The following is a 19,235-nucleotide window of genomic DNA, read 5'->3' as shown; positions in this document are numbered from 1 at the left end:
AGGGGCACGTGGACCCGCCCACTCCGGTGACGCGACCCGCGCCTCCTGAACGGATCTTCAGGTCGCTTCAGGACCGCTTCAGTGCCCTCTCGCGAGAGTGGGGTCCATCGGCTCGAGAGAGCGACAGACCCGGCCGCCCGGCGGCCCCACGAACGGAGCGAACCATGCTGAAGAACACCCTCACCAAGAAGAAGTCCCTGCTGATCGCCGGCGGAATCGCGGGCGTCCTCGTGCTGGGCGGCGGCGGCGTGGCCCTCGCCTCGGGCCTCGACGACGGCGTGTCCGCGCAGACCCGCGACCGGGCCCAGGAGGCGGCGCTCGCCGAGACCGGCGGCGGCACCGTGACCGAGGTCGACACCCTCGACGACGGACTCGTCGGCTACGAGGTCGAGGTCGTCCTGCCCGACGGTCGCGAGGCGACGGTGCTGCTCGACGGCGACTACTCCGTCACCTCGAGCCGCGTCGACGACGACTCGCGCGGGTCCGGCGCCACCCCGACGCCCGTCGCCGGCGACGACCGCGACGACGACTCGCTCGGGTCGGACGCCACCCCGACGCCCGCCGCGGGTCCGGGGCTCGACGACTCGGCCCGCGACGACGACCTGACCGGCGCGGACTACGACCGGGCCGCGGCCGCCGCCCTCGCCGCCGCCGGTGGGGGCACGGTGACCGACGCCGACCGCAGCGACGACACCGGCGTGGCCTACGAGGTCGACGTGCGCCTCGACGACGGCACCGAGGTCGACGTCGACCTCGACCAGGCGTTCGGCGTGGTGCGCACGGACGTCGACGCCCGCCGCTGACGGGACGGGGCCCGGCGGGCCCGGGCCGGCCCGGCCCGGCCCGCGGGGCCCCGTGATGGGAGACTGGCTCCGTGCCCACCTTCTCCGCCGCCCGAGGCGACTACGAGTTCACCGATGCCCACGGCGTGACCGTGCACTACTACGTCTGGAAGGCGGCGTCGCCCAAGGCCGTGGTGCAGCTCGCCCACGGCCTCGGCGAGTACGCCCTGCGCTACGAGGACCTCGCCCAGGACCTCGTGCGGGCCGGCTACACGGTCTACGCGAACGACCACCTCGGTCACGGCGAGACCGGCCTCGGCCAGTGGGGCGGTGACCACACGAAGCTCGGCCGCCTGGGCCCGTCGGGGCTGCGCGGGGCGATGGAGGCGGTGGTCCGGTTGACGGGCATCGCGCGCTCCGAGAACCCCGGCTCGCCGCTCGTGCTGCTCGGGCACTCGTGGGGCTCGTTGATGGCGCAGAAGCTCGTCGACGAGGGCTCCGACCGGTTCGACGCCGTCGTGCTGAGCGGCACGGCCTACCGCATGCCCGGCAGCATGAACGCGGGCGACCTGAACGCCCGGCACGCCCACCTCGGCGACACCGGCTACGAGTGGCTCAGCCGGGACCAGGCCGTGGTCGACGCCATGGCGGCCGACCCCCTGTCGGTGCAGGCGACGGCCCGACAGCTGTTCGGCACGGCCGACACGCTGCGGCTGATGGGTCGCCCCTCGACCCGGCTCGCGAGCGACCTCCCCGTGCTCGTCCTCGTCGGCGACGACGACCCGCTCGGCGGCGAGGCCAGCGCCCGCAAGCTCGCCGACGCGTACGTCAACCGCAGTCGGCTCAGCGACGTCGAGCTCGTGGTCTACCAGGGCGCCCGGCACGAGGTGTTCCGCGAGACCAACCGCGACGAGGTCGTCGCCGACCTGGTGCGGTGGCTCGACGACCGCGTGGGGCACCAGGCATAGGCTGCGACCATGCACGGTGAGTACAAGGTCCCAGGCGGAAAGCTCGTGGTCGTCGACCTCGACGTCAGAGAGGGGCGCATCGCCGGGTTCCGTCTCGCCGGTGACTTCTTCCTCGAGCCCGACACGGCGCTCGACGCCGTCGACCGGGCGGTGAACGGCCTGCCGGTCGAGTCCGACGCGGCGACGATCGCGGCGACGATCAAGCAAGGGCTGCCGGCCGACGCGGTGCTGCTCGGCTTCTCGCCCGAGGCGATCGCCGTCGCGATCCGCCGCAGCCTCTCGAAGGCGACCGACTGGCGCGACTACGACTGGCAGATCATCCACGACGCCCCGGTGTCGCCCAACGTGCACCTCGCCCTCGACCAGGTGCTGACCGAAGAGGTCGGAGCGGGCCGCCGCGGGCCCACGCTCCGCTTCTGGGAGTGGGACCAGCCCGCCGTGGTCATCGGCAGCTTCCAGTCGTTGAAGAACGAGGTCGACCTCGACGCCGCCTCGACCCACGGCTTCGAGGTCGTGCGCCGCATCAGCGGCGGCGGTGCGATGTTCATGGACGCCCAGTCGATCGTGACGTACTCGCTCTACGCCCCGGGCGAGCTCGTGCAGGGCATGAGCTTCGCCGACTCGTACGCGTACCTCGACGAGTGGGTCATCACCGCGCTCAAGTCGCTCGGCATCGACGCCTTCTACCAGCCGCTCAACGACATCACCAGCGCCAAGGGCAAGATCGGCGGGGCTGCGCAGAAGCGCCTGGGCAACGGGGCCCTGCTGCACCACGCCACGATGTCGTACGACATGGACGGCGACAAGATGGTCAAGGTCCTGCGCATCGGCCGCGAGAAGATGAGCGACAAGGGCACCACCAGCGCCGCCAAGCGCGTCGACCCCCTCCGGAGCCAGACGGGATTGTCCCGCGCCGAGATCATCGAGCGGCTCAAGCAGACCTTCACCGGGCTCTACGGGGCGACCGAAGGCCACGTCACCGAGGTCGAGCTCGAGAAGGCCGAGCAGCTCGTCACCTCGAAGTTCGCGACGCCCGAGTGGCTGGCGCGCGTGCCCTGAGCACGTGAGGGGCGCCGTCGAGGCGACCCGCGCCTCCTGCCGGGGGTCCGCCTCGGCGGTCTCGCCGTGGTCGCCTCGGCGGCCGCACCGCGGTCAGCGGTCGAGCAGCTCGCGGTAGTCGACGTGGTCCTCGACGAAGTCGACCACGAACGGGCAGAGCGGCACGACGCGCAGGTCGGTGTTCGCGCGCACGTCGTCGAGGGCGCCCTGGACGAGCCGGGCCCCGAGGCCGGCGGATCGTCGGCTGGGGTCGATCTCGGTGTGGGTGAAGCGGATCTCGTGGCCGGCGACGTCGTAGGCCGCGAAGCCGATCGTCTCGCCGTCCTCGACGAGGGCGTACTGGTTCTGGGTGGGGCGGTTCTCTACCTCGGTGGTCATCCCGACACGCTACGCGCCCCGGGCCGGGAGTCGGGCGCGTGTCGGTGCCCGCCAGGCAGCAGAATGGTCGGATGCCCCTCGACTGGACCACCGCCTCCCCGAGCCTCGTGGTCCACGGTGACGCCCTCGACGTCACGGCGCAGCTGCCCGACGGCGGGTTCACGATCGTCTACCTCGACCCCCCGTTCAACACCGGGCGGCAGCAGCGTCGCCGGTCGACGACGTCCGTGCGCAGCGCCGAGGACTCGACCACCTCGGTGGCGGGCTTCAAGGGCGTGCGGTACGAGCGCATCCGGGGCGACCTGATGGGCTACGACGACCGCTTCGAGGACTACTGGTCGTTCCTCGAACCTCGTCTGGCCGAGGCCTGGCGGCTGCTCGCCCCCGACGGCACCCTCTACCTTCACCTGGACTACCGCGAGGCGCACTACGCGAAGGTGCTGCTCGACGCCCTGTTCGGGCGGGACTGCTTCCTGAACGAGATCATCTGGGCCTACGACTACGGCGCCAAGAGCCGCACCCGGTGGCCGACCAAGCACGACACGATCCTGGTCTACGTCAAAGACCCCACGAAGTACCACTTCGACTCGACGAGCGTCGACCGCGAGCCGTACATGGCCCCGGGGCTCGTCACGCCCGAGAAGGTCGCCCGGGGCAAGCTGCCGACCGACGTGTGGTGGCACACCATCGTGTCGCCGACCGGTCGCGAGAAGACCGGCTACCCGACGCAGAAGCCCGAGGGCGTCCTGCGTCGCATCGTGCAGGCCTCGAGCCGCGAAGGCGACTGGGTGCTCGACTTCTTCGCCGGCAGCGGCACCACCGGGGCGGTGGCGGATGCCCTCGGTCGTCGTTACCTGCTCGTCGACAGCAACGAGGAGGCGGTGGCCGTCATGCGCAGACGGCTCCCGTCGGCGCAGGTCGAGTCGGTCTGACGGCGTGCAGGTCGGCGGCCGAGACGGCCGTCGTGACCGACCCGCGGACGAACGACACGAGTTGCTCGTGGGTCAGACCCTGCATCTGCTGGGCGGAGAAGCCCGACGGGCACGTCATCGCACGACGCCGAGCGCGAGGAGCAGGGCGGCGACGAGACTGACGCTCGCGCCGGTGGCAGCCGTGGCGATGACGGCCAGCGTTCGCTGGCGGGCGGTGTCGCGCACCTCGGAGAAGGTGCTGCGGGCGGTGGTGCGGTCGCTGCGAGCGACGTCGATCGTGGTCATGTTCGGCTCGTCTCTGGCACCCCTGCGATGCCTGGCGGAACGGTGGGACTTCGGACGGTCACGACACCGCCGTGAATCGGTGTCGTGCGGTCAGACTGTCACGCCGATGGTTAGTCGATCTAGTCAGTTCACCAGTTGTTCGCTCAACGGCTAGGACGGATGGTGCCCGTGCCCGTGCCCGTGCCCGTGCTCGAGCTGGCCCGGTCGGCCGGATCGCCGTCGACGTGGTGGTCGTCGATCTCGATCGCGGCCGTCATGCGCTGCAGGAAGCCCACGACCACGGCCGCCTCGTCGGCGTCGAGCGACTCGGCCGTCGAGATCATGCGGGCGTGCATGGCCGCCATGGTGTCGCGCACCTCGGTGTTCGAGTCGCCCGTGGCGGTCAGCAGGACCCCGCGCTTGTCGGTCGGGTGGGGGTGGCGCAGCATGTGCCCGCTCGCGACGAGGCGGTTGATCAACACCGACGTCGACGCCGAGGTGATCTTCAGCTGGGCGGCCAGTTCTTTCGCGCTGACGGGGTCGCCGAGCCGCTGGGCCCGCAGGAGGAACCGGAGGGCGGCGAGGTCGGTGTCGTTCATCTTCATCGACTTGCGGGTGCGGGCCCGCATCGCGACCTCGGCGGCACGGTAGGCGCGGAGGGTGTTCAACACCGTGACGCCGCGCTCTTCGGTGCTGCTGCTGTACCAATAGCCGGACGCGTCGAAGGGCGCGGCGGTGGCGTGCTGATCGGGCATGAGGGGGAGTCTAGCCCCGTCGCTAGTCCGTCTAGCAAAAAGTCAGCGCTGACCAGGTTTTTCTCGTTGTCAACCCCTGTGCTGCGGCTCGTGGCCGTCCTAGGCTCGACATGTCCGCCTCGAGTGGGCAGAGGCGTCCCGCCGTGTCGACCAGAGCTTCACGCAGGGAATCGATTCGGTGGGGCGTCCCATGACGGAGAAAGGCCGCACACCCCGTGGGTGTGCGGCCTTCGGTCGTCTCGCCTCCCGCGTGAGCTTCACGGGCAGGGAACGCCGGACGCGGGACGAACCGTTCGGCACCGAAGCGCCGTCGAGGGAACGCTACCCGACACTTGCCGTGTCGCGACACCAGCTCGAGCGGATCGGGTGCCGGGCGAACGTCGCGCCGGGCACCCGATCAGCGCCGAGACGAGGTGTCGCCGCGCCGTTCTTCCGTGGGCACGACGTCGATCGAACCCGTGTCGGGGGCGACCAGCGAACCGGTCTGCGCGGCGGCGGCCTGCGCCGCGAGTGCGGCGTCGGCGGCCACGGCGGCCCGCGCGTCGTCGGCTGCCTCGTCGATGGCCGACTTCTGGCGCAGCGGCGTGGCCTTGAGGAAGAAGCTCAGCACGAAGGCCACGAGCACCACCACCAGGGCGACCCAGAAGACCGTCACGGCCGCGTTCGCGAAGCCGTCGAGGAACGGCGCGGCGAGACGGCGGTCGGCCGTGTTGAGGAACGACGTGTTGCCGTCGAGTGCACCGCCGACCTGCGACGTGTCGCCGCCTCCGGCCGCCTGGTAGAGCTTGAGGATCGCGGCGTTCGCCGGGTCGCTCAGCACCGACTGGTCGGCGAGGGCGGCCTGGGCGCGGCCCTGCAGGTCCGAGTCGGCGAAGGCGTCCGCGATCGTCTGGGGGATGCGGCTGAAGAGCACGGAGAACAGCACGGCCGTGCCGAGCGTCCCGCCGATCTGTCGGAAGAACGTCGACGCCGACGTGGCCACGCCGATGTCGCGGGCCCCGACCGAGTTCTGCGAGGCGATGGTCAGGGTCTGCATCAGCTGTCCGAGTCCCAGGCCGACCAACAGCATGCCGATCATCATGAACCAGTACGGCTTGTCGAACGAGAGGTTCGTGAACCAGAAGAACCCGGCCGCCATGAACGCCGTGCCCGTGATCGGGAAGATCTTGTACTTGCCCGTCCGTGAGATGAGCTGGCCGGCGACGATCGACGAGATCATCAGGCCGGCGATCATCGGCAGCATCTGGAAGCCGCTCTCGGTCGGGGTCGCCCCGTTCACGAGCTGCAGGTACAGCGGAACCGTCAGCAGAGCGCCGAACATGCCGAACCCGACGAGCACGCCGAGCACGGTCGCCATCGAGAAGGTGGGGTTGCGGAACAGCTTGAGCGGGATGAGTGCGTCGTCGCCCATCGATCGCTCGATCACGACGAACGCGACGATGCCGACGGCCCCGATCACGTAGCAGGCGAAGGCCCCGGGCGAGCTCCAGCCCCAGGTGCGGCCCTGCTCGGCCACCAGCAGCAGCGGCACGGCGGCCACGATGACGGCGGCGGCGCCGAACCAGTCGATGCGCACGTTCTCACGACGCTTCTGGCCCGGGATGTGCAGGAACCGCACGACGATGAACAGCGCCACGATGCCGATCGGCACGTTGATCAGGAACACCCAGCGCCAGCCGGTGACGAAGAGGATCTGGTCGGCTCCGGCGAACAGCCCGCCGACGAGCGGGCCGATGACGCTCGAGATGCCGAACACGGCGAGGAAGTAGCCCTGGTACTTCGCGCGCTCACGCGGGGCCAGGATGTCGCCCATGATCGTCAGCGGCAGGGCCATGAGGCCGCCGGCGCCCATGCCCTGGATCGCCCGGAAGATGGCGAGCTGGTACATGCTCTCGGAGAAGCCGGCCGCGACGGACCCCAGCAAGAAGATCGTGATGGCGATCAGGAAGAGCGGTCGCCTCCCGAAGATGTCGCTGAGCTTGCCGTAGATGGGCGTCGAGATGGTCGACACGATCAGGTAGGCGGTGGTCACCCAGGCCTGCAGGCTGAGCCCGTCGAGGTCGTCCGCGATCGTCCGCATCGAGGTGCCGACGATCGTCTGGTCGAGGGCCGAGAGGAACATGCCGGCCATCAGGCCGAAGATGACGTACAGGATCTGGCGGTGGGTCATCAGGCCCTGGCGCTCGGCGGGGGCCGTGGTCGTGGGTGCGGAGGCGGCGCTCGACATGGTGTCTCTTCTGTCTGGAAGGGGGAGGCGCGACGAGGAATTGCGCAGTACGCAAAGTTACTTCACGGGCAAGCATCCGACAACAAGAGGAATCGTCCCTCGTGGTGTCCGTCCGTGTCGATCCGGTGCTCGTGACTAGGCTCGACGCGATGTCACGCCGCCCCTCCCTGCCGCACCCCGCGGCCACCGTCCTGGCCGTCGTCCTCTCGGCCGGCCTGCTGGCCGCGTGCTCGGGGGGCGCGCCCGAGCCGAGCCCGAGCACCTCGGCCGCGACCGTCTCGCCGACGCTCACCCCCACCCCGACCCCGACCGAGGAGGCGCCTCCCACGTCCCCCACGACACCCGCGTTCGACAAGGCGGCCCGGTCGGTCGACGACCCCGCCAGCCTCTGGGTCGTCAGCGACAAGCTGCGCGCGCTCGACCCGGTCGACTACGTCCCCGGTGACCTCGTCACGCCCGACGTGGCGCACCAGAACCCGCCGACCCTCCGCGCCGAGGCCGCCGACGCGGTCGTCGCGATGTTCCGGGCGGGCGAGGCCGAGGGGGCCGGGGCGTTCCAGGTGCAGAGTGCCTACCGCTCGTACGACACCCAGGTGAGCGTCTACGCCGGCTGGGTCCAGCGTCTCGGGCAGGCACAGGCCGATGCACAGAGCGCCCGTCCGGGTTTCAGCGAGCACCAGACCGGGCTCGCCCTCGACATCAGCCCCGTGCCGCTCAGTTGCGCGTTGCAGGCCTGCTTCGGGGACACACCGCAGGGGCAGTGGCTCGCGGCCAACGCGTGGCGCTTCGGGTTCTTGCTGCGCTACCCGGCCGACAAGGTCGCCGTGACGGGCTTCACCTTCGAGCCGTGGCACTTCCGGTACGTGGGCGTGCCCCTCGCCACCGAGATGCACGACACGGGCGTCAGCACGCTCGAGGAGTTCTTCGGCCTACCGGCTGCCCCCGACTACGCGGGCTGACCCTGCCGCCTGCCCGCCGCCGCCAGCCCTCCGCGCGGCCCCGCGAACCGCAGGACGGGCGTGTTCGTCGGACACGAGCGACCGAAGTCGCCCGTCCGTCACGAACACGCCCGCCGGGCGGTGCGGGAGGCGCGGGTCAGGCGCCGAGCGCGGCGTCGACGATGGTCTTCGCCTCGGCCTGGACGCGGGCGAGGTGCTCGGGGCCCTCGAACGACTCGGCGTAGATCTTGTAGACGTCCTCGGTGCCGCTGGGGCGGGCCGCGAACCAGGCCTTGTCGGTGACGACCTTGACGCCGCCGACGGCCGCGTCGTTGCCCGGAGCCTTGCTGAGCTTGGCCGTGATGCGGTCGCCCGCGAGCTCGGTCGCCTCGATGGCGTCGCCGTCGAGCTTGCCCAGACGGGTCTTCTGCTCTTTCGTCGCCGCCGCGTCGACCCGCTGGTAGACCGGGTCGCCGTACTTCTCGACCAGTTCGGCGTAGAGCTGCGAGGGGGTCTTGCCGGTGACGGCGATGATCTCGCTCGCGAGCAGGGCGAGCAGGATGCCGTCCTTGTCGGTCGTCCAGACGGTGCCGTCCTTGCGCAGGAAGGACGCACCGGCGCTCTCTTCGCCACCGAAGGCGACCGAGCCGTCCACCAGGCCGGGGACGAACCACTTGAACCCGACCGGGACCTCCCACAGGCGACGCCCGTGCGACTCGGCGACCTTGTCGATGATGCTCGACGAGACGAGGGTCTTGCCGATGGCCGCGTCGTCGCGCCACTCGGGGCGGTGCGTGTAGAGGTAGTCGATGGCGACCGCGAGGTAGTGGTTCGGGTTCATCAGGCCGCCGTCGGGCGTGACGATGCCGTGCCGGTCGGCGTCGGCGTCGTTGCCGGTCAGGACGTCGAACTCGTCCTTGCGGCGCACGACGCTGGCCATCGCCGAGGGGCTCGACGGGTCCATGCGGATCTTGCCGTCCCAGTCGAGCGTCATGAAGCGCCAGGTGGGGTCGACGCCCGGGTTCGTGACGGTGAGGTCGAGGCCGTAGACGTCACGGATCGCGCCCCAGTACTCGACGCTCGCACCACCGAGCGGGTCGGCGCCGATCTTCACGCCGGCCTTCTTGATGGCGTCGATGTCGATGATGTTGACGAGGTCGCCCACGTAGCCGCGGAGGAAGTCGTGGCGGCCGGGCGTGCCGACGCCGCGCTTCACGTCGACGTTGCCGGCGGCGATGATCTCGTTGGCGCGGTTCGCGATCCAGTTCGTGGCGTCGCTGTCGGCCGGCCCGCCATGGGGCGGGTTGTACTTGAAGCCGCCGTCGCGGGGCGGGTTGTGGCTGGGGGTGACGACGATGCCGTCGGCCTTGTCGGTGTTCGCGGGGTCGTTGTTGTAGACCAGGATCGCGTGGCTGAGCGCGGGCGTCGGCACGTAGCCGCCCTCGGCGTCGGCCAGCACCTTCACGTCGTTGCCGGTGAGCACCTCGACCGCGGTGCGCTCGGCGGGGCCGCTCAGGATGTGCGTGTCGCGCCCGATGAACAGCGGGCCGGTGATGCCCTGGCCCGCGCGGTACTCGACGATCGCCTGCGTGATGGCGGCGATGTGGGTCTCGTTGAAGGCGGCGTCGAGCGACGACCCGCGGTGGCCCGAGGTGCCGAAGACGACCTTCTGCTCGACCTCGCCGACGTCGGGGACGAGTTCGTAGTACGCGGCCGTGACCTCTTCGGGGTCGATCAGGTCGCTGGCTTCTGCGGGGGTTCCGGCACGGTCGGTCATGGGGACATCCTGGCACCCGCCGCCGACCTTCGTCGCGGTGCCCGGGCGGCTCTCAGTAGGCTCCTCGTCATGCCGACCCGCGCCTCCTCGACGACCTACAGCTACCTCGGGCCCGCGGGCACGTTCACCGAGGCGGCGCTCAAGCAGGTGCCCGAGGCCGTCGGGGCCACCTGGAAGAGCGTCAACAACGTCGGCGAGGCCCTGGCCGACGTCGTCTCGGGCGTCAGCACGGCCGCGATGATCGCGATCGAGAACAGCGTCGAGGGCGGGGTCAGTGCGACGCAGGACGCCCTCGCCACGGTGCCGGGCCTCCGCATCGTCGGCGAGTACCTGGTGCGCGTCAACTTCGTGCTCGTCGCCCGGCCGGGCACCCGCATCGAGGAGGTGCGGCTCGTCAACGCGCACCCGGTCGCCTACGCGCAGACCCACCGCTGGCTCGAACGCAACCTGCCCGGCCACGGTCACCTGCCGGCCTCGTCGAACGTGGCCGCCGCCGCCTCGCTGCTCGAGCCGGGCGGCGCCGGGGGCTCCGCGGACGCCGCGGTCGCGCCTCCCGGCATCACCGACCACCACGACCTCGAGGTGCTCGCCCGCGAGATCGGCGACAACGACCAGGCCGTCACGCGCTTCGTGCTGGTCAGCCGGACGGTGCCCGTGCCGCCCGCGACCGGTGCCGACAAGACCAGCCTGATCGTCGAGCTGCCGGCCGACGGCTCGGGGGCCCTGGTCGACATGCTCGAGCAGTTCGCGACCCGCGGCATCAACCTCAGCCTCATCCAGTCGCGACCGATCGGCGACGCCCTCGGGCGCTACCGGTTCGTCATCGACCTCGAGGGGCACGTGCTCGACGAACGCGTGGCCGACGCCCTGCTCGGGCTGAAGCGCTTCAGCCCGAGCGTGATGTTCCTCGGGTCGTACCCTCGTGCCGACGGTGCCCCGGCCGAGGTCTCGCCGCGGTACGACGACGAGGCCTTCGTCGACGCCCGCGACTGGCTGCGCGGCTTGATCAGCGGCCTGCGCTGATCAGCGGCCTGCGCTGACCACCGGCCGCCGTCGGTCGGTCGCCCGTGCCGATCAGGCGTCGGCCGGCACGCGGACGGTCAGGCCGCCCGGGTCGACGACCGCACGCAGGGCGACGACCTTGCCGACGGAGTCGCCGTCGATCTCGAAGTCCTGGGGGGAGTCGAGTCGGACCACGAGCTTCTTGCCCTTGTTGTAGCGCAGGGTGCGCACCTCGCGGCTGTTGGCGGCGAGGATGCGGCGGCCGACCTGGGTGCGGCGCATGACGCCGTTCTCCCACACGATCTTGACCCAGATCTGCACCCAGCCGAAGAAGCCCTCGGGGCGCAGGGCGACGATGTCGAAGATGCCGTCGTCGATCGCCGCGTCGGGCAGCAGCATGATGTTGGCGGGCAGCAGGCCGCAGTTGCCGACGATAATCGTGTGGGCGCGCATCGACTTGCGGCCCTGGTCGTCGAGCTCGTACCGGACGTCGATCTTGTTGTCGTCGCGGAGCGCGCGGGCGATGGCGTCCACGTAGGCGAGCCACCCGACGCGCTTCTTCAGCTCGTCGTTCGTGTTCGCGAGCATCTTCGCGTCGAGGCCGACGCCCGCCATGACGACGAACGCCTTGGTCTCGCGCGAGCCGTCCTCACGCTCGACGTCGACCACGCCGAGGTCGATGTCTCGGTCGCGACCGCTGAACGCCGTCGCGATCGAGTCGTCGAGGTTGTCGAGCGAGAGCTCGAGGTTGCGGGCCAACAGGTTGCCCGTGCCCGAGGGCAGCAGGGCGAGGGACGCGTCGGTGCCCTGCAGGGCCTCGGCCACGGCACGCACCGTGCCGTCGCCACCCGCGGCGATCACCATGTCGACGCCCTCGGCGAGGGCCTGCTTCGTCACCTCGCCGCCCGGGTCTTCCTTGCTGGTCTCGTAGAACTTCGTGGGGGCCCAGCCGTTCGAGAACTCGTGGCGCCCGACGGCCGTCTTGATGGCGTCGAGGTCGACCTTGATCGGGTTGTAGACGACCGCGGCGGTCTGGCGAGCCGTCTCGGGCTCGGATGCCGAGGCGTGCTCGGCGGGGGAGGGGGAGGTGGCGGTCATGGGGCGAGCGTATTGGACGCACCCCCGTGAGGTAACGGGAAGGCGAAGGCTCTGTGCAGAACGTCGGCCGCGCGGGTGCCGTTGCCTAGGATGGGCGGGTGATCGATCCCCAGTTGCTTCGTGAATCCCCCGACCTCGTCAAGCAGAGCCAGCGGGCCCGGGGCGACTCCGAGTCGCTGGTCGACGACGCGGTGGCGGCCGACCAGGCCCGCCGCGCGGCGATCGCCGCCTTCGAAGACCTGCGCGCCGAGCAGAACGCCTTCGGCAAGACCGTCGCCAAGGCGCCGAAAGACGAGAAGAAGGCCCTGGTCGCGCAGGCGCAGCAGCTCGCCGCCCGCGTGAAGGAGGCGCAGGCCGCGTCGAACGAGGCCGATGCGGTCTTCGACACGGCCGCGCGCGGCATCGGCAACCTGATCATCGACGGCGTGCCCTCGGGCGGCGAAGAGAACTTCGTGACGCTCCGTGAGCACGGCACCCGCCCCTCCTTCGACTTCGAGGCCCTCGACCACGCCGACCTCGGCGAGAAGCTCGGCGCGATCGACATCAAGCGCGGCACCAAGGTCTCGGGCTCGCGCTTCTACTTCCTGCGCGGCATCGGTGCGCGCCTCGAGCTCGGCCTGATGAACATGGCCCTCGACCTCGCTCTGGAGAACGAGTTCACGCCGCTGATCACCCCGACGCTGGTGCGACCCGAGGTCATGGCCGGCACCGGGTTCCTGGGTTCCCACGCCGACGAGGTCTACCACCTGCCCGCCGACGACCTCTACCTGACCGGCACGAGCGAGGTCGCGCTCGCCGGCTACCACTCCGACGAGATCCTCGACGTCGAGGCGGGCCCGATCCGCTACGCCGGTTGGTCGACCTGCTACCGCCGCGAGGCCGGTGCCGCCGGCAAGGACAACCGGGGCATCCTCCGCGTGCACCAGTTCAACAAGCTCGAGATGTTCAGCTACGTGCACCCCGACCAGGCAGAGGCCGAGCACGACGCCCTCGTCGGGTTCCAGGAGAGCATGCTGCAGGCACTCGGCCTCACCTACCGCGTCATCGACGTCGCCGCCGGCGACCTCGGTTCGAGCGCCGCACGCAAGTTCGACATCGAGGCCTGGGTGCCGACGCAGGGCACCTACCGCGAGCTGAGCAGCACGTCGAACTGCACCACCTTCCAGGCACGCCGCCTCGACACCCGCTACCGCACCGAGAGCGGCAAGACGGCCCCCGTCGCGACGCTCAACGGCACCCTCGCGACCACGCGGTGGCTCGTCGCGATCCTCGAGACGCACCAGCAGGCCGACGGTTCGGTGGTCGTGCCCGAGGCGCTGCGCGGCTACCTCGGCGGCCTCGAGGTCATCGAGCCGGTCGCGTGAGCCAGGCCGCCGCCGCACCCCGGCCCGGCGACGAGCCCGTGGCCGCCGCCGACCGCTGGCTGGTCGCGCTCGACGTCGACGGCACGATCATGCCCGAGGACGGCACCATCTCCGAGGGCGTCCTCGGCGAGATCACGCGCCTCCACGACCAGGGTCACCAGGTCATGATCGCGACCGGACGCTCGGTGTCGATGACGCTGCCGGTCATGGAGCGTCTCGGTCTCGTCTCGGACTACGTCGTCTGCGCGAACGGTGCGATCACCCTGGGCCGTGACGAGTCGGCCCCGACGGGGTACCGCCGCGTGCACGTCGAGGAGTTCGACCCGACCCAGGTGCTGTCGACGATCCGCGAGGCCCTGGCCGACGCGGGGGCCGGGTACGCCGTCGAAGACCAAGAGGGGCTGCTGCGGTACTGCGGGTCGTTCCCCGCGGCGGCGGCGGCACTGAACGCCGAGAAGGTCGAGTTCGACGACCTCGTCGGCCGGCCGGCGACCCGCGTGGTCGTCGTCTCGCCCGACCACGACACCGAGGACTTCCTCACTGCCGTCGAGCGCATGGGCCTCCAGCACGTGAACTACAACGTCGGCTGGACGGCCTGGCTCGACATCGCCCCGGACGGCGTCACGAAGGCGACCGCCCTCGAGCGCGTGCGGCAGTGGCTCGACGTGCCACGGTCGCAGGTCCTGGCCGCCGGCGACGGGCGCAACGACATCGACATGCTGCGCTGGGCCGCGGCCGAGGGTCGCGGGGTGGCCATGGGCCAGGCGCCCGACGACGTCGCCGCGGTGGCCAGCGAGCAGACGTCGAGCGACCTGGACGACGGGCTCGCCGAGGTGCTCGCGACGCTCTGAGCCGGTAGACTCGGCCCCGGTTGCCCGATGCGTGCATCCCGCCACGACATGAACACGACGCCACGTTTAGATGTGGTGCAGTGATCACATCGTGGCGGCGTAGTTCGTCCGGCCACCGGGAGGGCTGTCCGAGCGGCCGATGGAGCTTGTCTTGAAAACAAGTGGGCAGAGATGTCTCGTGGGTTCGAATCCCACGCCCTCCGCCAGTCGGGTCGAGCGTTCCGCACCGCGCCCTGGAGGGCGCCGACCGGGCGGACGCGTCGCTGGCGCGCCGCGGGGTTCGAATCCCACGCCCTCCGCCAGTCGGGTCGCGCGTTCCGCAGATGACGCGACCCGTGCCTCCTAGGCCTTGGCGGCGGCGTAGGTCGCGAAGGCCTCGCCGATCAGGGTGCTGAGGTCGCGCCAGGTGGTGTCGTCGACCGAGACGGCGGCGTCGCCGTCGACGAAGCCCGCGTGCTTGTGTAGCACGTCCGAACCGACGGCCGGCAGCACGAAGAAGTCGCGGGTCCAGTCGTCGGTGTCGGCCATCACCGGCGCGCGGTACCAGTCGAGGTAGCCGTCGAAGACGTCGTTGCGCTCGTCGCCCTTGAGCCAGGTCTCGACGGAGTCCCGCCATGCGTCTCGGTTGGTCTCGCCGTTCATGTGGTCCTCCCGGGCCTGGTGCGCGCGCGGGAGCGTCCGCGACCGCCCGTCCAGTCTCCCAGGTCGGCCGCCGCGAGGGCCGCCGTGACGACCGCCTCGGGTGCCGTGCCCGGAACCCCGCCAGAGGCCCTCTCCGACCCCCGTGGCCCCCGAAGTGGAACGCTCCGTCCCCCCGAACAGGGACTGAACGCCGAGGCACCCCCGTGTTGCACTGATCGAGCCCCCCGTTGCGGTCCCGCACCGGTCGGCACCCCGGGTGGGCCGAACACCGCCCGGGCCCCTCGACACCAGGACCCCAGCCATGACCCACATGACCCCGACGACCCGCGCCGCCGTCGTCCTCGGCGTCGCCGTCGCCCTGACGGCCGGCCTCGCGGTCGCTCCTGCGCGAGCGCACGCGGCCCCCGTCGACCCCTCGTCGACCTCGGTCACGGCCTCGCCGACCACGGCGTCGAGCCCGCCCGCACGGTCGTCCAAGTCGGCCGAGCGCGCCATCGCCGCCTTCACCTCCCGCGGGGAGCGCGGGTCGACCGGGGCGCCCGTGTCGCCCGACCCGGCCTCGACCTCGGTCCCGTCGGTCCCGTCGGTCCCGTCGGTCCCCACGGTGACGACGCCCGCCGCGGTCTCGCAGACCATCCGCACCACGCCCACCACGACGCTGTTCCGGGGCGGTCTGTACGTCGACCCCGCCGGTGAGGCGGCGCGCGCCGCGACCACGCTGACGTCCGAGGGTCGGACCGCCGAGGCCGCGGCGGCCCGCACGATCTCGAAGCAGCCGGTGGCGACCTGGCTCGGCAGCTGGCTGACCGACGCCCAGCTCGTGAAGAAGATCGACGGCACCGTCGCCGCCGCCGAGAAGGTCGGCGCGACCCCCCTGTTCGTCACGTACAACATCCCCAACCGCGACTGTGGCAGCCACTCGGCGGGTGGATCGGCCGACAACGCGGCGTACCTGCGCTGGAACTCCCTCGTCGCCTCGCGGCTGGCGGGCCACCGGGTCGTCGTGGTCGTCGAGCCCGACGCCCTCACGCTCATCAGCAACTGCCCCGAGCAGACGAGCGGGCGGGAGGCCACCATCGCTTCCGCCGTCGCGACCCTGGCGGACGCGGGCGTCCCGGCCTACCTCGACGCCGGCAACTCGAACTGGGTGCCGCCGCAGACCATGGCCGCGCGCCTCAAGGCGGCCGGTGTCGACCGTGCCCGCGGCTTCGCGACCAACGTGTCGAATTACTACCCGGTCGAATCCGAGCGTGCCTACGCCGAGAAGGTGTCGCAGGCGACGGGAGGCGCACGGTACGTGATCGACACGTCGCGCAACGGTCGCGGCTGGAAGGGCACGTGGTGCAACGCGCCCGGGGCCGGCCTGGGGGTCGTGCCCTCGGTGCAGACCGGCACGACGAAGCTCGACGCCCTGCTCTGGATCAAGACGCCCGGGGCGAGCGACGGCGAGTGCAACGGGGGACCGGCCGCCGGCAAGTGGCATGCCTCGTACGCCGTCCAGCTCGTCGCGAACCGTGCGACCGGCTGAGTCCCGGCAGCGGCCCAGGACCGCCTGGGTAGTATCTCCATCTGCCCGTACACCGAACGGTGCCCTTCTGCCCGCTCGATCCTCGAACGATCCCGAGGCCGCGCGAGCGAGGGTCGCCCTCGATGACCGAGAGGACACCGCGTGAGCGACCTTCGCGACCGATCCGGCCGTGGCCGACGAGCTGCCCGACCCGAGGCGACCGCCTCCGGACGCCGTTCCGCCCCCGCGACGACGGGAGTCGCCCGACACGGCCGGCTCAAGAGCGGAGGCGCGGTGCGGGCCGTCACGAAGGTGGTGGCCGCCTCGGTGGCCGTCCTGCTCGTGAGCGGAGCCTCGGTCGGCGCCATCGCGGCGTACCAGGTGCGCAGCGACCTCGGTGACGGGGTCGAGCTGCAGGCGGCCCAGGGCGAGACCACCAAGCCCGCTCCGCCGTCGATCAGCGAGTACGAAGGCGGCTTCAACATCCTCGTCGTCGGGACCGACAACGACGCCAGCCAGGACCAGGGGGCGTTCGGCGAGCGGGACGCGACCCTGAACGACGTCAACATCCTGCTCCACGTGTCGGCCGACCACACCAACGCGACCGCCGTCAGCATCCCCCGCGACATGGTCGTGCCGATCCCGTCGTGCGCGAAGGAGGACGGCTCGGGGTACTACTCGGCGATGTCGGCCCGACCCATCAACGAGGCCTACTCGTACGGCGGGCTGAGCTGCGTCGCCTCGACCGTCTCGAGCCTGACCGGTCTCGACATCCCCTTCGCGGGCATGATCTCGTTCAACGGCGTCATCGAGATGTCGAACGCCATCGGCGGCGTCCCCGTCTGTGCCGCCACGCCCATCAAGGACCGCTACACGGGTCTCGACATCCCGGCCGGCGAGACCGTGCTCTCGGGTGCCGACGCCCTGGCCTTCCTGCGCACCCGCCACGGCGTGGGCGACGGGTCCGACCTCGGCCGCATCAGCAGCCAGCAGGTCTACCTCTCGTCGCTGTTGCGGACGGTGAAGAGCGCCGACACCCTCAGCAACCCCACGAAGCTCTACTCGTTGGCCCGCGCCGCGGCGAGCAACATGACCCTGTCCGACCAGCTGACCAAGATCGACACCATGGTGCAGATCGGTCTCGCGCTCCGGGACCTGCCGCTCGACGCCGTCAACTTCGTCCAGTACCCCGGCACGACCGGAGGGTCGGGCGTCTACGAGAACAAGGTGCAGCCCGACGAGGCCGTGGCGACCCAGCTCTTCGACGCGATCGCGAACGACGTCCCGTTCTCGATCCCCGAGGGCAGCACCGGCATCGGCTCCGAGAACACCGGCACGGGTGACGGTTCGGCGGCGACCCAGGCCCCGGCCGCTCCGGCCGAGACGGCTGCTCCCGCCCAGACCGCTGCTCCGGCCGACACGGCGGCACCCACCGACCCGGGCGCGGGGGCGGCGACCACGCCTCCGACGACCGAGGTCATCGAGGGCCTCACCGGCCAGACGGCGGCCGACCAGACCTGCTCGGTGGCGTTCGGCTCGAACTAGGCGCTCCGCCGAGAAGTCGCCCCGGCGAGTAACCAGCTCGCCGGGACGACCGGTGACCTCAAGCGGCGGCCCGAACCGGCACGCATGAGAACCCCGCGATGCCGGGATCAGGGGTGCGGCACCGTGGGGGGTGTGGAGGCCGGCGTCGGTGCCGGCGGCGAGCCCCTCGGGCGCAGCCGTTCGGGTGCGGCGCTCGATGGTGGGGCACGTGACGCGGCGACCGTCGGGGGGCGTGTTCGGCAAGGGTGAACGGGCCCGTGCTGTCGGGCCCCGGCCCCTCGGCCGTCGTCGGCGTCAGGGGTACTCTATGTGTCGGCACAAATGCCGACAAGCCGATCACGCCCCCCAGAGCGGGTGGGGCACGGGTGGTTCTGTCCACGCCCGTCCCGGCCGGACGTCCGACCGGCGCCGGGCCCCGGTTCGGCATCTGGCCTCCGGGCCGCTATGCTTGTCCCTGCGCGTTCGCTCGCGAGCCGCATGGAGCCGTCGCATAGTTCGGCCTAGTGCACCACCCTGCTAAGGTGGAGTTCCCTTTGTGGGAACCGTGGGTTCAAATCCCACCGGCTCCGCGGAAAGCCACGTCGGTTCTCTCTCTCGCCAGAGATGTTCCGGGGTGGCTTTTCTTCTGCCCGCTCGAGGGCCCACCGACGTCGCCCGGCACGGGGCCTTCCCGCCCCGTCGCGCGTAGCGTGATCGGTGACGACGAGTCGTCTCGACTGCAGGGAGAACCACGGGTGAAACGCATCCACTACACCGACGAGTACCTGGTCACCGGCGACGCGATCGCGGCGGCCGTCGTCGAGTACGCGCGAGCGCTGGCGATGCAGAACAAGTCCGACATGGTCGACCTGCCCGGCATGGATCGCGGCGGGGTGCACCAGCGGTTCCAGGTGCTGCTCGGTCCCGCCAGCCAGATGCTGGTCTCCGAAGAGCAGACCGACGAGGCGGAGATCGACGACGACGCCCTGGTCGACGACATCGAGGGGCGCATCGGTCGCCTCCGCGGAATCGAGCCCCAGACCGCCGAAGCGGCCGAGCGCATCCCGCTCGACAGCGACGAGTTCTGAGCCTCCCGCACTGCCCGACGCCTGTCGTCCACCCCGTTGTCAACCCCCACGCTCGATCGGACGACCGACTAGCGTCGAG

18 protein-coding genes and 2 tRNA genes are annotated in these 19,235 nt (G+C 71.0%); 13 read left to right on the top strand and 7 right to left on the bottom strand.

The window, feature by feature from the left end:
- Nucleotides 1-164: 164 nt before the first annotated feature.
- From ACIOSR_RS06715 to ACIOSR_RS06705, 3 genes are all read left to right on the top strand, one after another.
- Nucleotides 165-803: a PepSY domain-containing protein gene (locus ACIOSR_RS06715; RefSeq protein WP_402752154.1), complete on the top strand. Its 639-nt coding sequence runs from the start codon at nt 165-167 to the stop codon at nt 801-803.
- Between the two features lie 71 nt (nt 804-874).
- Nucleotides 875-1,750, top strand: coding sequence for an alpha/beta fold hydrolase (locus ACIOSR_RS06710; RefSeq protein WP_056047320.1), 876 nt, complete (start codon nt 875-877; stop codon nt 1,748-1,750).
- A 9-nt stretch (nt 1,751-1,759) separates the two neighbouring features.
- The gene (locus tag ACIOSR_RS06705) at nt 1,760-2,809 is read left to right on the top strand and encodes a biotin/lipoate A/B protein ligase family protein (RefSeq protein WP_402752153.1); all 1,050 of its coding nucleotides are present in this window, start codon (nt 1,760-1,762) and stop codon (nt 2,807-2,809) included.
- A gap of 93 nt (nt 2,810-2,902) precedes the next feature.
- On the opposite strand, the gene ACIOSR_RS06700 is transcribed toward ACIOSR_RS06705, so the two are convergent.
- Nucleotides 2,903-3,187, bottom strand: coding sequence for a GNAT family N-acetyltransferase (locus tag ACIOSR_RS06700; RefSeq protein ID WP_123571960.1), 285 nt, complete (start codon nt 3,185-3,187; stop codon nt 2,903-2,905).
- Nucleotides 3,188-3,258: 71 nt separating this feature from the next.
- Here ACIOSR_RS06700 and ACIOSR_RS06695 point away from each other — a divergent pair, with 71 nt between their 5' ends.
- On the top strand, nt 3,259-4,119 hold the full coding sequence (locus ACIOSR_RS06695; RefSeq protein WP_159825869.1) for a site-specific DNA-methyltransferase: 861 nt from the start codon (nt 3,259-3,261) through the stop codon (nt 4,117-4,119).
- 114 nt (nt 4,120-4,233) lie between these two features.
- On the opposite strand, the gene ACIOSR_RS06690 is transcribed toward ACIOSR_RS06695, so the two are convergent.
- The 3 genes from ACIOSR_RS06690 to ACIOSR_RS06680 all read right to left on the bottom strand — a co-directional run bounded on the left by ACIOSR_RS06690 (nt 4,234) and on the right by ACIOSR_RS06680 (nt 7,365).
- Complete coding sequence (locus tag ACIOSR_RS06690; RefSeq protein ID WP_157485415.1) at nt 4,234-4,404, bottom strand: hypothetical protein; 171 nt, start codon at nt 4,402-4,404, stop codon at nt 4,234-4,236.
- A gap of 143 nt (nt 4,405-4,547) precedes the next feature.
- Entirely contained in the window at nt 4,548-5,138 is a 591-nt protein-coding gene (locus ACIOSR_RS06685; protein WP_402752152.1) for a MarR family winged helix-turn-helix transcriptional regulator, read from the bottom strand.
- A 397-nt stretch (nt 5,139-5,535) separates the two neighbouring features.
- Entirely contained in the window at nt 5,536-7,365 is a 1,830-nt protein-coding gene (locus ACIOSR_RS06680; RefSeq protein ID WP_402752151.1) for an MDR family MFS transporter, read from the bottom strand.
- 149 nt (nt 7,366-7,514) lie between these two features.
- On the opposite strand from ACIOSR_RS06680, the gene ACIOSR_RS06675 reads away from it, so the two are divergent.
- On the top strand, nt 7,515-8,324 hold the full coding sequence (locus ACIOSR_RS06675; RefSeq protein ID WP_402752150.1) for a M15 family metallopeptidase: 810 nt from the start codon (nt 7,515-7,517) through the stop codon (nt 8,322-8,324).
- A 136-nt stretch (nt 8,325-8,460) separates the two neighbouring features.
- On the opposite strand, the gene pgm is transcribed toward ACIOSR_RS06675, so the two are convergent.
- Complete coding sequence (gene pgm, locus ACIOSR_RS06670) at nt 8,461-10,080, bottom strand: phosphoglucomutase (alpha-D-glucose-1,6-bisphosphate-dependent) (RefSeq protein WP_056047304.1); 1,620 nt, start codon at nt 10,078-10,080, stop codon at nt 8,461-8,463.
- A gap of 69 nt (nt 10,081-10,149) precedes the next feature.
- On the opposite strand from pgm, the gene pheA reads away from it, so the two are divergent.
- Nucleotides 10,150-11,103: a prephenate dehydratase gene (pheA, locus tag ACIOSR_RS06665; protein ID WP_200412814.1), complete on the top strand. Its 954-nt coding sequence runs from the start codon at nt 10,150-10,152 to the stop codon at nt 11,101-11,103.
- A 51-nt stretch (nt 11,104-11,154) separates the two neighbouring features.
- Here the strand turns inward: pheA and ACIOSR_RS06660 are convergent, their stop codons facing one another.
- Complete coding sequence (locus ACIOSR_RS06660; RefSeq protein WP_056227383.1) at nt 11,155-12,180, bottom strand: diacylglycerol kinase family protein; 1,026 nt, start codon at nt 12,178-12,180, stop codon at nt 11,155-11,157.
- A gap of 98 nt (nt 12,181-12,278) precedes the next feature.
- Between ACIOSR_RS06660 and serS the strand changes: the two genes are divergently transcribed.
- From serS to ACIOSR_RS06645, 3 genes are all read left to right on the top strand, one after another.
- Nucleotides 12,279-13,544: a serine--tRNA ligase gene (gene serS / locus ACIOSR_RS06655; protein WP_402752149.1), complete on the top strand. Its 1,266-nt coding sequence runs from the start codon at nt 12,279-12,281 to the stop codon at nt 13,542-13,544.
- A complete protein-coding gene (locus tag ACIOSR_RS06650; protein ID WP_371740393.1) occupies nt 13,541-14,395 on the top strand; it encodes an HAD family hydrolase in 855 nt (284 codons plus the stop codon). The genes serS and ACIOSR_RS06650 overlap by 4 nt, the downstream gene beginning before the upstream one ends.
- Nucleotides 14,396-14,513: 118 nt before the next feature.
- Nucleotides 14,514-14,601 (top strand) — tRNA-Ser (locus ACIOSR_RS06645).
- A 136-nt stretch (nt 14,602-14,737) separates the two neighbouring features.
- Here the strand turns inward: ACIOSR_RS06645 and ACIOSR_RS06640 are convergent.
- On the bottom strand, nt 14,738-15,037 hold the full coding sequence (locus ACIOSR_RS06640) for a hypothetical protein (RefSeq protein WP_056047292.1): 300 nt from the start codon (nt 15,035-15,037) through the stop codon (nt 14,738-14,740).
- A gap of 301 nt (nt 15,038-15,338) precedes the next feature.
- Here ACIOSR_RS06640 and ACIOSR_RS06635 point away from each other — a divergent pair, with 301 nt between their 5' ends.
- The 4 genes from ACIOSR_RS06635 (at nt 15,339) to ACIOSR_RS06620 (ending at nt 19,156) form a co-directional block, all read left to right on the top strand.
- A complete protein-coding gene (locus ACIOSR_RS06635; protein WP_402752148.1) occupies nt 15,339-16,565 on the top strand; it encodes a glycoside hydrolase family 6 protein in 1,227 nt (408 codons plus the stop codon).
- A gap of 141 nt (nt 16,566-16,706) precedes the next feature.
- Nucleotides 16,707-18,089 (top strand): LCP family protein, encoded by a 1,383-nt coding sequence (locus tag ACIOSR_RS06630; protein WP_173151891.1) that lies wholly within the window; start codon nt 16,707-16,709, stop codon nt 18,087-18,089.
- A 479-nt stretch (nt 18,090-18,568) separates the two neighbouring features.
- Nucleotides 18,569-18,658 (top strand) — tRNA-Ser (locus ACIOSR_RS06625).
- Between the two features lie 165 nt (nt 18,659-18,823).
- The gene (locus ACIOSR_RS06620; RefSeq protein ID WP_159825077.1) at nt 18,824-19,156 is read left to right on the top strand and encodes a hypothetical protein; all 333 of its coding nucleotides are present in this window, start codon (nt 18,824-18,826) and stop codon (nt 19,154-19,156) included.
- Nucleotides 19,157-19,235 lie beyond the last annotated feature (79 nt).

The organism is Frigoribacterium sp. NPDC087798, assembly GCF_044742985.1.
Taxonomy (GTDB): Bacteria; Actinomycetota; Actinomycetes; order Actinomycetales; family Microbacteriaceae; genus Frigoribacterium.
This window is presented reverse-complemented; position numbering and strand designations above follow the sequence as displayed.

Bases quoted from the DNA above. Each gene is read 5' to 3' on its own strand.
- ACIOSR_RS06715 (WP_402752154.1), top strand. From the start codon at position 165: ATGCTGAAGAACACCCTCACCAAGAAGAAGTCCCTGCTGATCGCCGGC.
- ACIOSR_RS06705 (WP_402752153.1), top strand. From the start codon at position 1,760: ATGCACGGTGAGTACAAGGTCCCAGGCGGAAAGCTCGTGGTCGTCGAC.
- ACIOSR_RS06700 (WP_123571960.1), bottom strand. From the start codon at position 3,187: ATGACCACCGAGGTAGAGAACCGCCCCACCCAGAACCAGTACGCCCTC.
- ACIOSR_RS06695 (WP_159825869.1), top strand. From the start codon at position 3,259: ATGCCCCTCGACTGGACCACCGCCTCCCCGAGCCTCGTGGTCCACGGT.
- ACIOSR_RS06690 (WP_157485415.1), bottom strand. From the start codon at position 4,404: ATGACCACGATCGACGTCGCTCGCAGCGACCGCACCACCGCCCGCAGC.
- ACIOSR_RS06685 (WP_402752152.1), bottom strand. From the start codon at position 5,138: ATGCCCGATCAGCACGCCACCGCCGCGCCCTTCGACGCGTCCGGCTAT.
- ACIOSR_RS06680 (WP_402752151.1), bottom strand. From the start codon at position 7,365: ATGTCGAGCGCCGCCTCCGCACCCACGACCACGGCCCCCGCCGAGCGC.
- ACIOSR_RS06675 (WP_402752150.1), top strand. From the start codon at position 7,515: ATGTCACGCCGCCCCTCCCTGCCGCACCCCGCGGCCACCGTCCTGGCC.
- pgm (WP_056047304.1), bottom strand. From the start codon at position 10,080: ATGACCGACCGTGCCGGAACCCCCGCAGAAGCCAGCGACCTGATCGAC.
- pheA (WP_200412814.1), top strand. From the start codon at position 10,150: ATGCCGACCCGCGCCTCCTCGACGACCTACAGCTACCTCGGGCCCGCG.
- ACIOSR_RS06660 (WP_056227383.1), bottom strand. From the start codon at position 12,180: ATGACCGCCACCTCCCCCTCCCCCGCCGAGCACGCCTCGGCATCCGAG.
- ACIOSR_RS06640 (WP_056047292.1), bottom strand. From the start codon at position 15,037: ATGAACGGCGAGACCAACCGAGACGCATGGCGGGACTCCGTCGAGACC.
- ACIOSR_RS06635 (WP_402752148.1), top strand. From the start codon at position 15,339: ATGACCCACATGACCCCGACGACCCGCGCCGCCGTCGTCCTCGGCGTC.